General features: G+C 43.1%; 13 protein-coding genes. 10 read left to right on the top strand and 3 right to left on the bottom strand.

All coding sequences use genetic code 11. The features are described 5' to 3' along the window. Positions 1–126: 126 nt before the first annotated feature. Positions 127–1,383 carry a tryptophan permease gene (mtr, locus tag SFRI_RS01380; protein WP_011635752.1) on the bottom strand — a complete coding sequence of 419 codons (1,257 nt, stop codon included), beginning with the start codon at positions 1,381–1,383 and terminating at the stop codon, positions 127–129. Continuing rightward, positions 1,383–3,806, bottom strand: coding sequence for a glycerol-3-phosphate 1-O-acyltransferase PlsB (plsB, locus tag SFRI_RS01375; protein WP_011635751.1), 2,424 nt, complete (start codon positions 3,804–3,806; stop codon positions 1,383–1,385). The genes mtr and plsB overlap by 1 nt, the downstream gene beginning before the upstream one ends. Positions 3,807–4,070: 264 nt before the next feature. On the opposite strand from plsB, the gene lexA reads away from it, so the two are divergent. The 6 genes from lexA (at position 4,071) to SFRI_RS01345 (ending at position 10,212) form a co-directional block, all read left to right on the top strand. Next, the gene (gene lexA, locus SFRI_RS01370) at positions 4,071–4,685 is read left to right on the top strand and encodes a transcriptional repressor LexA (RefSeq protein WP_011635750.1); all 615 of its coding nucleotides are present in this window, start codon (positions 4,071–4,073) and stop codon (positions 4,683–4,685) included. After that, entirely contained in the window at positions 4,682–5,188 is a 507-nt protein-coding gene (locus SFRI_RS01365; protein WP_011635749.1) for a cell division inhibitor SulA, read from the top strand. Before lexA ends, SFRI_RS01365 begins: the two co-directional genes overlap by 4 nt. A 395-nt stretch (positions 5,189–5,583) precedes the next feature. Further along, the gene (gene coxB / locus SFRI_RS01360) at positions 5,584–7,170 is read left to right on the top strand and encodes a cytochrome c oxidase subunit II (protein ID WP_011635748.1); all 1,587 of its coding nucleotides are present in this window, start codon (positions 5,584–5,586) and stop codon (positions 7,168–7,170) included. A gap of 9 nt (positions 7,171–7,179) precedes the next feature. Next, a complete protein-coding gene (gene ctaD / locus SFRI_RS01355) occupies positions 7,180–8,775 on the top strand; it encodes a cytochrome c oxidase subunit I (protein WP_011635747.1) in 1,596 nt (531 codons plus the stop codon). 1 nt (position 8,776) lies between these two features. Further along, entirely contained in the window at positions 8,777–9,340 is a 564-nt protein-coding gene (locus tag SFRI_RS01350) for a cytochrome c oxidase assembly protein (protein WP_011635746.1), read from the top strand. After that, positions 9,337–10,212 carry a cytochrome c oxidase subunit 3 gene (locus SFRI_RS01345; protein WP_011635745.1) on the top strand — a complete coding sequence of 292 codons (876 nt, stop codon included), beginning with the start codon at positions 9,337–9,339 and terminating at the stop codon, positions 10,210–10,212. The genes SFRI_RS01350 and SFRI_RS01345 overlap by 4 nt, the downstream gene beginning before the upstream one ends. A gap of 16 nt (positions 10,213–10,228) precedes the next feature. On the opposite strand, the gene SFRI_RS01340 is transcribed toward SFRI_RS01345, so the two are convergent. Next, positions 10,229–10,447, bottom strand: a complete 219-nt coding sequence (locus tag SFRI_RS01340) for a DUF2909 domain-containing protein (RefSeq protein ID WP_041412724.1) — start codon at positions 10,445–10,447, stop codon at positions 10,229–10,231. Here SFRI_RS01340 and SFRI_RS01335 point away from each other — a divergent pair. Genes SFRI_RS01335 through cyoE form a run of 4 tightly spaced genes read left to right on the top strand, consistent with a single transcriptional unit; the run spans position 10,395 to position 13,736 of the window. After that, on the top strand, positions 10,395–11,222 hold the full coding sequence (locus tag SFRI_RS01335) for an SURF1 family protein (protein WP_011635743.1): 828 nt from the start codon (positions 10,395–10,397) through the stop codon (positions 11,220–11,222). The genes SFRI_RS01340 and SFRI_RS01335 overlap by 53 nt on opposite strands. A 57-nt stretch (positions 11,223–11,279) precedes the next feature. Next, the gene (locus tag SFRI_RS01330; protein WP_011635742.1) at positions 11,280–11,831 is read left to right on the top strand and encodes a hypothetical protein; all 552 of its coding nucleotides are present in this window, start codon (positions 11,280–11,282) and stop codon (positions 11,829–11,831) included. Further along, entirely contained in the window at positions 11,831–12,811 is a 981-nt protein-coding gene (locus tag SFRI_RS01325; protein ID WP_011635741.1) for a COX15/CtaA family protein, read from the top strand. Before SFRI_RS01330 ends, SFRI_RS01325 begins: the two co-directional genes overlap by 1 nt. Before the next feature lie 13 nt (positions 12,812–12,824). Beyond that, positions 12,825–13,736: a heme o synthase gene (gene cyoE / locus SFRI_RS01320; RefSeq protein ID WP_011635740.1), complete on the top strand. Its 912-nt coding sequence runs from the start codon at positions 12,825–12,827 to the stop codon at positions 13,734–13,736. Positions 13,737–13,763: the final 27 nt, after the last annotated feature.

The raw sequence follows: 13,763 nt of genomic DNA, 5'->3' as shown, positions 1-13,763 counted from the left end.
AATAGTTGCCTTGTTATAGCCAACATGAAACTTGTCTTATAAGTTAAGTCGATATCAGCAGAAAAGCAAAAAGCCTTCAAACGAAGGCTTTTTGACTAAAAGTTTTTTCACCGGAATTTTTTGCGTCTATTTAAACACCGGCAATATATCGGCCATGGCCAGCAAATGACATGTGGCAGTGATAACTCCAAACAACACCACAATAGCAATTAACGGGGTTCCACCAGGGACTTTAAATCCCTTTGAGTCAGGATATTGTTGTCTTACTTTATAGGCTAATAACGCTGGTACAATAACAGCCCAAATAGTGGCAGCTAGCGCAGCAAAACCAATCGCTAAAATAAATCCATTCGGAAATAACAAACCAAGGATTGTTGGTGGCACAAACGTGACCGCTGCCGTTTTAATTCGTCCTGATCGCGAGTCGTCAAACCCAAATAAATCAGCAAGGTAATCGAACAAGCCTAGTGTCACACCTAAAAATGATGAGGCAACGGCAAGGTTAGCAAATAGGGTTAGCATGTTATCCAGCCATTGACTGGCAATAACCCCAGACAACGCACCCACTAACACACCGATATTGCCACCTTGAGCAATAATATCGGCAAACTGGCTTCGTTGAATATTACCCATCGTTGCCACTAACCAACATATATAAATTACCAATGCGATAGTGGTTCCAGTAATAATGGCTTTAACGATGGTTTTGGCATCTTTACCGTAATATTTGACTAAACTTGGCACATTGCCGTGATAACCAAAACTGGCTAAGCCAAATGGAATCGCGGCAAGTAAATAAGGCAGGTAACGCGATTCACCATCAGGCGACACTAGCTTTATGGTATCGATATCGATTAATAAGTTACCAATAGCCAAAAAGAAAGTAATCACCATGCCGCCAAGCATGATTGTGGTGATACGGTCGACCGCTTTAGTACTAATAAATACCACCAGAGCCAAAACTACCGCAAACACTAATCCGGCTACGCTCTGCGGTAGGCTTACGCCCAATGCAGACAGACTGTGATTCACAATCGAACCACCACCGCTGATGTAAGCATAGGTTAAAATATATAACACAAACGCAATCGAAACGCCGTTAATCACCCGCCAGAACTGCCCCAGAGTCACCCGAGTTAAGGTGTCAAAACTGTCACCTGGTTCAAAATGCAAATTGGCTTCTAATAACAATAAACCCGACATTAGCATGCAAAACCAAACGCCGAGTAACATCGCGATAGAATAGCCAAACCACATTCCAGCACCAACAACGGGTAACGAAAACATCCCCGCACCCACAGTGGTTCCGGCAATAATCATCGCCCCACCCAATACAGATTTACCGCTGGTACGATGCTTAGCAGCATTCATATGATTAGCCATTATTGTCCGTGCTCCGCTTCCACACTATCAACAATGGTTTGTCTTACTAAAGAGCTGAGTAATTTATTAGCGTTATCACGAATTCTGATCACTTCTGCACGATGTTCGTCGCTGCATAAATAGCCCAATTCTTTCAGTTTCACACTCAGGGTGTTATATAATTTTTTGTCATAAAATTCTGGTGCGGTAATACCGTGCAGCGCGCCTAATCGTTGGGCTAACAAATGGCTATCGCGTTCCAGTTCTGAGCGCTCAAGATCTGGTTTTATTGCCAGTAAATTAAAAATAATCGCATAACGTTGCAACGTTTCACTGATAGTTTCGGCTAACAATAACACTTGGGTAATATGACGAGGCGTTATCTCAAATTGATCGCTACCTGTCAGTAAACCTTGTTCAACCATGAAATCTAAAATGCAATCTACATGTTTAGGCACATCATCAATGCTCATAAAGAGTTCAGCTTTAAGCAATGGATAAAAGTCCATTACAATGGCATGAATTCGCTGACGGTCGCACACATCATAATGCACTAAACAACTGGCAATTAATGACGGAAGCGCCATTAAGTGAATAATATTGTTACGGTAATAACTCATGGTGATGGCAATTTTTTCATCAACAGAAATGATTTCGCCAATAAGGTCTTTGGTACTCACAAACTTATTTAACGACAAACAATGATCAACAATTGACTTGCCATTACCTTCTGCCACTGAGGCGTATTCGGTATAAGGCACTGTTTTAAGTAAGGCTAAATACAAATCAAGCTGACGCTCTAACTGGCTTCTTTCTAACGCATTTTGCTCTGACGCTAGTAACACTAAACTGGTCAATGTTACTGAGCTGGCTGCGGCAGCGCCATTGATATTAGTCATTACACGGTTAGCCAATAAATTAACTGATGGCGTAAACCAAGACGGTTTTTGATCAGGATCTTTAGCTAGCTCATCACGCCACTCTGGCGCCTGCTGATTTAAGAACTGTTGTAAATTAATCGGCTCACCAAAATTCACATAACCTTGGCCAAAATTGCCTAACTTACGAATAGCACCAAAGACCTGCCAAACTGATTCTTTTTTCTTTTTCTTACCGCTTAATTCTTTGTGATACGTCGCCACTTCCATCACATGGTCATAACCTAAATACACGGGTACTAATGTCACTGGGCGCTCTATCCCACGAAGCACACTATTAATTGTCATAGCCAACATACCGGTTTTAGGCGCTAACAAACGTCCGGTACGCGAACGGCCGCCTTCAGTGAAATACTCGACCGCATAACCCTTAGCAAATAACTGATCTAAATATTCACGAAATACTGCGGTATAAAGTTTATTACCATTAAAACTACGACGGATAAAGAATGCACCACCACGGCGGAACATCGGCCCTGCTGGCCAAAAATTAAGGTTAATACCGGCAGCAATGTGCGGCGGAACCATGCCCTGATAATACAAAATATACGACAGTAGCAAGTAATCCATATGGCTACGATGACAAGGAACGTAAACAATTTCATGGCCATCATGATGTAACTGTCTTACTTGTTCGGCACCTTTGATATTGATACCACTGTATAATTTGTTCCATAACCAAGTCAGGAAACGTTCGGCAATACGCACCAAACTATCAGAATAGTCGGCGGCAATTTCATCAAGGTATTCAATGGCGGTTTCACGCGCTTTCTCGACCGTTACTTTCTTATTCGCAGACTCTTCTTCAATGGCTTTTTTGATAGATTCTGATTTTAATAAAGAGGCAAACAACGCTTGTCGATTAGGTAATTGTGGCCCTGTCATCACTTTGCGTTGACGGCGGAAATGCACTCGGGCAACTCGGGTTAATTTGTGAGCAATTCTTTTATCAGTACCATGTTCATCGGCCATATGACGAAGCGATAGTGCATTAGAAAACTGGACGAAATTATGGCGCCCTAAAAATAAAATCATTAACCATTTACGTAACCACGTAGGGTTTTCACGTTCAAATACTGCAGCTTTCATGCTGTCTTCTTCTTTACCGGGTGTACGTCCCCAATAAAGGCAAACAGGAACCAACTGTATATCTAATTCAGGACTCTCACTGTGAAGTGACAATAAGCTGGTAAAATAATTAAGGAATTTGTCACCACTTTCACGTTTACCAAATAGTGGTTTGCGGCCCTCTAAACAGACCACACGAGGCACGGTTAAGCCATCAAGCTGTAATGGCTCATAAGGACTGGGCAGACCAAAGCCCTCGGTGATTTCGCTCAACGCGGCAATATCGCTAATAGATTCCGTTTTCATTAAATAAACCAAAGGTTTAGTTGGATCTATATTGAGGTCATCAAAAGGATCGTGAGGGACCACAATGGTCTGTACCATCCACTTTTGAATCCATCTTAATGCTCGTAAAAATATTGAATCTGGTTTTGACATGGTTATTTTCGCAACATAAGCCACTGTAATATTGATGTATAGGATACCAGAAACCACCCTGCTTACACTATCAGACCGATCTATCTTTACGCTTAAGCTCTCACTATCAGAAATAACATAAGACAGAACATTAGTAATAGTTAACTAAAACATATTGTTGAGTGATACTTAATCAACAAAATACAAAAAATAGTTGGTTAATACTTGCGCGAACATAAACACTGTATATAATGACAGTCACTGTATAAAAAGACAGGAATCATCATGAGACCGTTAACGCCGCGCCAAGCAGAAATTTTAGACTTAATTAAAAACAATATCGCCGAAACAGGTATGCCACCCACTCGTGCTGAAATTGCGAATCGTCTTGGCTTTAAAAGTGCTAATGCCGCCGAAGAGCATTTAAAAGCATTAGCCAAAAAAGGCTTTATCGAGATCATGCCTGGGACCTCAAGAGGCATTCGTTTACCTCAAGAAGAACAGGTTGAAACCGGTCTGCCACTGATTGGACAGGTTGCTGCTGGTGAACCAATTTTGGCTCAAGAGCATGTAGAGCAATACTATCAAGTCGATCCAAACATGTTTAAGCCCGCCGCAGATTTTTTGCTGCGAGTACGTGGTGACAGCATGAAAAATATCGGAATTTTAGAAGGCGACTTACTCGCTGTACATAAAATGCAGCAAGCACGTAATGGCCAGGTTGTTGTGGCACGTGTTGATGATGACGTCACCGTAAAACGATTTGAACAAAAAGGTAATGTGATTTATCTGCATGCCGAAAATGAAGATTACAATCCGATAAAAGTAGATTTAAGTTGCCAAAGCCTAACCATCGAAGGGCTTGCCGTTGGCGTTATCCGTAATGGAGATTGGTTATGAACAAACTAATGGGCATCGCGCCACGCCACCCGGGCTTATGGGTAGATTTAACTGAAACAGAACTGCATAGCACCCAAACCATTCAAACATTACAAACTGTCACTCAAGGTGAAGCTGAACTGAGCCAATTGTGCAGCCAGTTAGCGATATTGAGCCAGCAAGGCAGATGGATTGTATTAATTAGCCCGCCCCATATTGGCTATAAACATATGCTGGCAAGTGCTGGTGTAAGAATGGATCGCATTTTACTGGTGCACACCAAAGATGAAGTCGAAACATTATGGGCCATGGAGAAAGCGCTCACTAGCGGTACATCGAGCGCAGTAGTGACTTGGACAAGCTCACTTGATGCTCGCGATAGTCGCCGTTTAGAAATTGTCGCTAAAAGTGCACGTGCATTAGGGGTGGTAATTGAAGATGTGAATGCTCACTTACCTCACAAACATCAACTTGTTAGCCCTACTTTAACAAATGGAACAAGTAATTTTTGCTCATTTCACTAAGCACGAACCCTTCATTACCAAGCCCTGTATTGAATTCAGGGTTTTTTTTCATCTTTTTTCAGCCTATTAGCCAACAAAGTGATCTTGATCAATGTTTAATCTACAAGTAATGTGGTTAACAAGGATGAAACATTTTTTATCTTTAATTGGACGGGAATGACAGTAATCAAGATTACTTTCAGACCAATGATCCAAATCAAAATTGATAAGTTCAGTCGTAGGTACAAGCGTGGTGCACAGCTAACAATAAAACCGTAAACCGTCTGTTTACAGCCACCAAAGTACTTTGAGGTCATCAAACTTTTTTCGGGAACCGAAGAGTTTGCATAGAGCAGAGAATTACTGTGTGACTCTTCTTTGTAGTTGCTATTTGCAATTAGCAGAGGAGTAGTCTTGTGAAGCAATGGTTGTATTGTTTACTGGTTGTGTTTGTAGCACTTCCGCTTGGGGCAACAGAAATGCCCCTCAACATGACTCAAGGCGTGACAGATATCAGTGGCAAGGTTTACGACCTCCATATGACAATTCTTTATATCTGTTGTGTAATTGGGTTAGTGGTGTTTGGGATCATGATTTACTCAATGATTTATCACCGCAAATCAAAAGGCGCTGTCGCGGCCAATTTTCACGAAAGTACCAAAGTGGAAATTGCTTGGACCGTCATCCCTTTCATCATCTTAATCGGCATGGCTATTCCAGCCACCAAAACCTTGATTGCTATGGAAGATCCCAGTGATGCTGATCTCACCATAAAAATTACTGGGTCGCAGTGGAAGTGGCATTACAGCTATTTTGATAAAGACATCGAATTTTACAGCACATTATCCACCCCCAGAGCTCAAATTGATGGCAGTGAGGCCAAAGGAGAACATTACCTCCTCGAAGTCGATAAGCCATTAGTACTGCCTATTAATCAAAAAGTGCGCTTCTTGATGACATCTGATGATGTTATTCATTCATGGTGGGTGCCGGCGTTTGCCGTTAAAAAAGATGCCAATCCAGGCTTTATTAACGAATCGTGGACCCGCATTGATAAACCCGGTATTTACCGCGGCCAATGTGCCGAATTATGCGGTAAAGACCATGGTTTCATGCCGATTGTGGTGCAAGCATTATCGGAGGCCGATTTTGATAATTGGTTAGTGGAGCAAAAACAACTAGCAAGTAATGCTGCTGCAGCCGCTGCGGCATCAATGTCTAAAACCTTGTCTCTTGAGGAGCTAACCTCACAAGGTGAGCAAATCTATATTGCTAGGTGCGCCGCTTGTCATCAACCCAATGGCGCGGGTCTTCCTGGTGTATTCCCATCATTAATTGGCAGCCCTATCATAAAAGGGCCTGTTGAAGATCACCTGAATATCGTCTTAAACGGTAAACCAGGAACCGCAATGCAAGCCTTTGCAAAACAACTTAGCGCCCAAGAAATTGCCGCAGTAATTACCTTTGAGCGTAATGCCTGGGGCAATAATAGCGGTGATGTAGTGCAAGCAGTTGATATAGGCAACTTTTTAGGCAGTAACGAGGCAAGCACCGAACCAAGTAAAGCAGTAACCGATGCAGCAAGTACTATTGCAGCCACGGCAACTGACATTACCGATGCGGTTACCGACAAAGCCAATCAAGTTGTCGAAGCCGTAGCAGAAACTGTTGTACCAGAGGATCTGCCCACTTTAACCTTGGAGCAATTAATTGCTGAAGGTGAGCAGGTTTATGCTACGACATGCGCTGCGTGTCACCAAGCCACTGGCGCAGGTTTACCTGGCGCTTTCCCTTCACTTATTGGCAGCCCTGTTGTTACCGGACCGGTTAGCGGACATATCGATATCGTTATGCACGGTAAACCAGGAACCGCAATGCAGGCATTTAGTGGTCAACTTAGCCCTCGCAAGATGGCGGCGGTGATTACGTATGAGCGCAATGCGTGGGGCAATAATTCTGGCGAGGCGGTGCAACCTGCCGATGTCGCTAGCCATGGACAGTAGGGGAAAACAATGAGCACAACAACGCACGATACACTGGCTACCGCTCATGATGATCATCATCACGGGGCTCCGAAGGGGCTAATGCGCTGGCTACTCACCACTAACCATAAAGATATTGGATCGCTATATTTATGGTTTAGTTTCATTATGTTTCTTACTGGCGGCGCCATGGCAATGGTCATTCGAGCTGAATTGTTTCAGCCTGGATTACAGCTAGTAGAGCCTAACTTTTTTAATCAGATGACCACAGTTCATGGTCTCATCATGGTGTTTGGGGCGGTGATGCCCGCTTTTACCGGATTAGCTAACTGGTTAATACCTATGATGATTGGTGCACCAGATATGGCACTACCGCGAATGAACAACTGGAGCTTTTGGATTTTACCCTTCGCCTTTGCCATGTTATTAGGTTCGCTATTTATGGAAGGCGGCGGTCCTAACTTTGGTTGGACATTCTATGCCCCGCTCTCAACCACCTATAGCCCTGACAGTACCGCCCTATTTGTTTTCTCCATTCACATCATGGGAATAAGTTCGATAATGGGCGCAATTAACGTCATTGTAACCATTGTAAACTTGCGAGCTCCTGGCATGACATGGATGAAGTTACCTTTGTTTGTGTGGACCTGGCTTATTACCGCATTTTTACTGATTGCGGTAATGCCAGTGCTCGCAGGTGCGGTCACCATGGTATTAACCGATAAGTTTTTTGGTACTAGCTTTTTTGATGCAGCAGGTGGTGGCGATCCGGTGATGTTCCAGCATATTTTCTGGTTCTTTGGTCATCCCGAAGTTTACATCATGATTTTACCGTCCTTCGGTATTATCTCCGCGATAGTACCAACCTTTAGCCGTAAAAAGCTGTTTGGTTATTCCTCAATGGTTTACGCCACTGCCAGTATTGCCATTCTGTCATTTTTGGTATGGGCACATCACATGTTTACCACTGGTATGCCTGTTTTTGCCGAATTGTTTTTCATGTATTGCACCATGTTGATTGCCATTCCAACCGGGGTGAAAGTGTTTAATTGGGTCGCAACTATGTGGCGCGGTTCTATGACATTTGAAACCCCAATGCTGTTTGCTGTGGCATTCATTATCCTGTTCACTATTGGTGGCTTTTCGGGTTTGATGTTGGCAATTACCCCTGCGGACTTCCAATACCACGACACTTACTTTGTCGTAGCTCACTTCCATTATGTACTGGTGACGGGGGCGATCTTCTCCATTATGGCGGCGGCTTATTATTGGCTGCCTAAATGGACCGGCCATATGTATAACGAGACCTTAGGCAAGTGGCACTTTTGGTGTTCGGTAATATCCGTCAACGTGTTGTTTTTCCCAATGCACTTTCTAGGTTTAGCGGGTATGCCACGTAGGATCCCCGACTACGCTGTGCAGTTTGCCGATGTGAATCAAATTGTATCGATTGGTGGCTTTGCATTTGGTTTATCTCAGCTAATTTTCCTTGTTGTGGTACTCAAATGTATCAAGGGTGGCAAACCCGCTGGAGATAATCCCTGGGAAGCTGCCGAAGGCTTGGAATGGTCGATTGCCAGCCCTGCGCCATATCACTCGTTTACCACTCCACCGGAGATTAAATGAGATGACACAGCCAACAAAATCAAATCGTAAGCTATTAATCATCCTGATTGCCGGGTCAATTGGTATGTTTGGGTTTGGTTTTGCGCTGGTACCGCTTTATGACGTGCTCTGCGATACATTGGGGATTAATGGCAAAACCCAAAATAGCGCCAGTAGTTATGAAGCGGTGGTGGTTGATAAAAATCGGACCGTAACCATTGAATTTGTGACTCAAGTTCAGTCAGGTATGCCATGGGAATTTAGCCCTAAAGTTAACCAAATAAGCGTGCATCCAGGGGAGCTCACTCACGCACAATTTTTGGTTAAAAACCTGTCGACACGTGACACTGTAGGCCAAGCAATCCCTTCGGTATCACCAGGCCAAGGTGCGGCATACTTTAATAAAACGGAATGTTTTTGCTTTAATCAACAACCTTTGGCTGCAGCAGCAACAGCAGAACTACCACTGATTTTTTACGTGGACCCTGATTTACCAGCGTCCATTAACACATTGACTCTCTCTTATACCCTTTACGACATCACCGATAGACAGGCGATAGTCATAGAGCAAGGAGCATCAAAATGACAACAAAGTATCAAACTTATTATGTGCCAGCCCAAAGTGCTTGGCCAATAATCGGTGCTATAGGTTTATTTTTAATTGCGTTTGGCGCAGGAAATTATGTACAACAATTAACCACTGAAAAAACCTCTGGCGGTTACATTTTAATAACTGGCTTGGCCGTGATTATCTTTATGATTTTTGGTTGGTTTAAGACCGTTATTGATGAATCAATGGCTGGACTGTATTCACCGCAGATGGATCGTTCATTTAGACAGGGAATGAGTTGGTTTATTTTTTCAGAGATTATGTTTTTTGGGGCATTTTTCGGCGCGCTATTCTATGCCCGCATGATTTCAGTACCTTGGCTTGGTGGCGCATCTAACAATGCCATGACCCATGAAGTGTTATGGCCTGCATTTGAAGCTATGTGGCCATTGGTTAAAACACCTGATGGCACTGCAACTGAAGCTATGCCATGGACGGGATTGCCATTAATTAACACCATTATATTGCTAACATCGTCAGTTACTTTGCACTTTGCTCATACCAACCTTGAAAAAGCCAATCGTAAGCCCTTGATAATCTGGTTAGCGTTAACGGTAATTTTGGGGATTGCGTTTCTCTGTTTGCAGGTTGAAGAATATAGCCATGCTTACCAAGAAATGGGGTTAACGCTCTCTTCTGGTGTCTACGGCAACACCTTCTTTTTGTTAACCGGTTTTCACGGCATGCACGTCACTATCGGTACCCTGTTCTTGATTATTTTATTACTCAGAATTGTGAAGGGTCACTTTACGCACGACAAGCATTTCGCTTTTCAAGCGGGGAGTTGGTATTGGCACTTCGTTGATGTGGTGTGGTTATGCTTATTCATTTTCGTATACGTACTATAAAACAACGTATTAACGACTAATAAGGTCTGGGGTTAGGTTGAATGTAACCAAGCCCCAAAGCCACCAGCAATACCATTATAACGACAACAGAAAACAATACGCGCCGGCCGAGAAAACGACTCATGGATTGTTGATGCTCGCCCTTAACCATAATAAATAAGGCCCTACCTAAGTTAAATAATATGAATACAAGCAACGAGACTAAAACTAACTTAACGATGAAAGGTGTTGTCACAGGCAATCCTTTTAAAAGTGTGGGTGTGTCTCGGGTGTTATTCGTAATCATTACTTTGGTCGTGTTTAGCTTGTTGGTCAAGTTAGGATTATGGCAGTTATCACGAGCAACCTTTAAACAAGAGTGGCAAAGCACGCTTATTCAGCGCCAACAGCAACAAGCACTCACTTATGATGAAATGTTGGCAATAGTTGAAACGTCAGAAGCCTCAACAAGTTCTCAACCGGAGACGAGATTACTCACGGGTTATCGTCTGAAGATCTCCGCTAAACCCGTCAATAACATGATGATGTTATTAGACAATCAAGTGTATCAAGGTCAAGTAGGATATTTAGCTTATCAAATTTTTGAAATAACCCCTGAACAACCTTGGATAATGGTCGAGCTAGGCTTTGTGCCTGCAAACAAAGACCGTCGAATTTTACCCGAACTCACCCCCTTAAAAACAAATTACTACACACTGGTAGGCCGAGTTTATCAAAAACAACCCAACCCATTAAGTGACCGACTCGATGCAGAGCAATTAGCAGATGCTCATACTCCAGTACGTTTTCAAAATATCAATATACCCGCACTCACTGACATGTTTGGCCATACGCTGACGTCTGTGGTGCTGCAACCCGACAATGTTCCAAATTATCACCTGCCTCAACCTTGGATACCCATTCCATTGTCGGCACAGAAACATCAAGGGTATGCCTTGCAATGGTTCACTATGGCAGCAGTATTTTTAGGACTAATGAGTTGGATAGCATTTCGACAATTTCGACGCTAAGCATCGTCGTTCATAATTAACTTAACAATAATATCAAAATGATAAAGAGGAGATAGAATGAACTCCCTACCGAAAAAAAGTAATAAAGCACTACTGGTCTTACTGCTGGTATTTATTTTACCAGTTGCCTTAGCCAAATTAGTGTTAAGCCTAGAGCTGTATAACGGAGCGGCAACCAACAAAGGGGCATTAATCGCTCCCGACATAAACTACGCTAACTTAGCCATGGAGAATCCTAAACCTCATGCATGGCAAGTACTGTTTTTTTTACCCGAAACCTGCAATGAGCAATGCCAGGAACGGCTGTATATTTTACACCAGAGCTATATTGCCCTTGGCAAAGATAGGGATCGTGTTACCCCAATCATTGTAGTAAACAGCCACAGTGACACCAAAATCCTCAAGCAATTAAATATCTCTTTTGACCAAGCAAATGCCAATGACGCACTTGCTGCACTATTGACCAATCAACAGCTTATTATTGTCGACCCTCTAGGTAGCTTAGTCATGCAATATGACAACGTAATAGGTCACGACGCCAATATTGCTCAGGGCAAAGCCATGATTGCCGATTTGCGCAAAATGCTTAAGTTGTCGAGGGTTGGCTAATGGCAATACAGCGATTAATCAAATTCACCTTAGTGTTTACCTTGGCAGTTATTCTAATGGGCGCCTATACACGTCTGTCTGATGCTGGATTAGGTTGTCCTGACTGGCCGGGCTGTTATGGCCATTTAGCGGTGCCGAGTGCAAGCCATGATTTAGCCAACATTGAAAGTCGATTTCCTGATGCTCAAATTGAGCCAGAAAAAGCTTGGCTTGAAATGATCCATCGCTATATCGCTGGTACTTTAGGGTTAATGGTTTTAGCCATTCTGATTATGTGCCTTAAACAGCCGCAAGCACCCAAAAAACTGCCCGTATTTATTGCGGTACTCATTGTGTTTCAAGCCGCATTGGGAATGTGGACTGTCACCATGAAATTAATGCCTGTTGTCGTTATGGCGCATCTTATAGGCGGTTTTAGTTTATTCGCCTTGTTACTGCTGTTATATCTGCGGCTTAAACCATTAAGGATCCCCGGAGGGGATACCTATGCGCGTAAGCTCATTCCATTAGCATTAGCCAGTTTGGGTGTATTAGTCATTCAAATTATACTCGGTGGCTGGACCTCATCAAATTACGCAGCGCTTGCCTGCACTACCTTGCCCATCTGTGAAGGCAATTGGGTCGACAACTTACGTTTTGCCGATGCTTTTTCACCATTTCAAGGCGATCACCCCAGTTTTGAATTTGGCGTTTTAGACTATGCCACTCGCATGACCATTCATGTCAGTCACCGAATTTGGGCTGTGGTAACCGCCATAACCCTAATCGTACTCGCACTAAAATTACGCTATGCACAATCACACATAATGCGTAACAGTGGTTACTTATTACTGTTACTCGTCATCGCTCAAGTCGGACTGGGTATAAGTAATGTGGTGATGAATTTACCTTTAGGCATCGCGGTATCACACAATGGAGGCGCAGCCTTATTGCTGCTTACCTTAGTCTTTATTAATTACGCCTTGTGGCGTAAAGCATAAGTGAGGATCAACCATGACAAAACCTCTTACTATTAGTCAGGTTCAACCTAAGATAACTCTACAATGGCGCGCCTATTTTGAAATGACCAAACCCAAAGTCGTAGCACTTATGTTGCTTACGGTATTGGTCGGCATGTGTTTATCTGTGCCTGGCATTGTACCGTTACAACCTTTGGTTGCGGGAATGGCTGGTATTGCGATGATGGCAGGCTCTGCGGCGGCGTTTAATCACTTAATTGACCGTAAAATAGATGGTTTGATGGCTCGAACTTATAATCGTCCGCTGCCTAAAGGTAAAATCTCCACCACTAAAGCGGTAACCTTTGCGGTGTCGCTTGGATCACTCGGCTTTGTGGTGTTATATACCTTAGTTAATCCCCTCACAGCTTGGTTAACCTTTGCCAGTTTGATTGGTTATGCTTTGGTGTATACAGCCTACCTTAAGCGGGCGACCTCACAAAACATTGTCATTGGTGGCTTAGCCGGCGCTATGCCGCCATTATTAGGCTGGACCGCAATAACCAATGAACTGCATGGTTACGCTCTACTACTGGTTATTATTATCTTCACTTGGACTCCACCGCATTTTTGGGCATTAGCCATTCATCGCCGTAAAGAATATGCCAAGGTCGATATTCCAATGCTACCAGTTACACACGGGGTCGAATTTACCAAAACCTGTATTTTGCTTTACACCATTCTATTAGCCATAGCCTGCCTACTACCCGTTTTAGTCGGCATGTGTGGTCCAATATATTTGGTGGGTTCAACGGTACTCAGTTGTGGTTTTATTTATAAAGCGTGGCAGTTAAAGTTTCATGACTATCCAGAACTGTCTATGCAAGTATTTAAATTCTCGATTTATCATTTAATGGTGTTGTTTATTGTATTATTAGTTGACCATTACTTTTGGGTAAACGCTTAAATTAGAAAGGAAAATATATTGAAAATA

Source organism: Shewanella frigidimarina NCIMB 400 (genome assembly GCF_000014705.1).
GTDB classification, from domain to species: Bacteria; Pseudomonadota; Gammaproteobacteria; order Enterobacterales; family Shewanellaceae; genus Shewanella; species Shewanella frigidimarina.
Note: the sequence above shows the minus strand (reverse complement) of the source record. Positions and strands in the feature narration are given on the sequence as shown.

Bases quoted from the DNA above. Each gene is read 5' to 3' on its own strand.
- mtr (WP_011635752.1), bottom strand. From the start codon at position 1,383: ATGGCTAATCATATGAATGCTGCTAAGCATCGTACCAGCGGTAAATCT.
- plsB (WP_011635751.1), bottom strand. From the start codon at position 3,806: ATGTCAAAACCAGATTCAATATTTTTACGAGCATTAAGATGGATTCAA.
- lexA (WP_011635750.1), top strand. From the start codon at position 4,071: ATGAGACCGTTAACGCCGCGCCAAGCAGAAATTTTAGACTTAATTAAA.
- SFRI_RS01365 (WP_011635749.1), top strand. From the start codon at position 4,682: ATGAACAAACTAATGGGCATCGCGCCACGCCACCCGGGCTTATGGGTA.
- ctaD (WP_011635747.1), top strand. From the start codon at position 7,180: ATGAGCACAACAACGCACGATACACTGGCTACCGCTCATGATGATCAT.
- SFRI_RS01350 (WP_011635746.1), top strand. From the start codon at position 8,777: ATGACACAGCCAACAAAATCAAATCGTAAGCTATTAATCATCCTGATT.
- SFRI_RS01345 (WP_011635745.1), top strand. From the start codon at position 9,337: ATGACAACAAAGTATCAAACTTATTATGTGCCAGCCCAAAGTGCTTGG.
- SFRI_RS01335 (WP_011635743.1), top strand. From the start codon at position 10,395: ATGAATACAAGCAACGAGACTAAAACTAACTTAACGATGAAAGGTGTT.
- SFRI_RS01330 (WP_011635742.1), top strand. From the start codon at position 11,280: ATGAACTCCCTACCGAAAAAAAGTAATAAAGCACTACTGGTCTTACTG.
- SFRI_RS01325 (WP_011635741.1), top strand. From the start codon at position 11,831: ATGGCAATACAGCGATTAATCAAATTCACCTTAGTGTTTACCTTGGCA.
- cyoE (WP_011635740.1), top strand. From the start codon at position 12,825: ATGACAAAACCTCTTACTATTAGTCAGGTTCAACCTAAGATAACTCTA.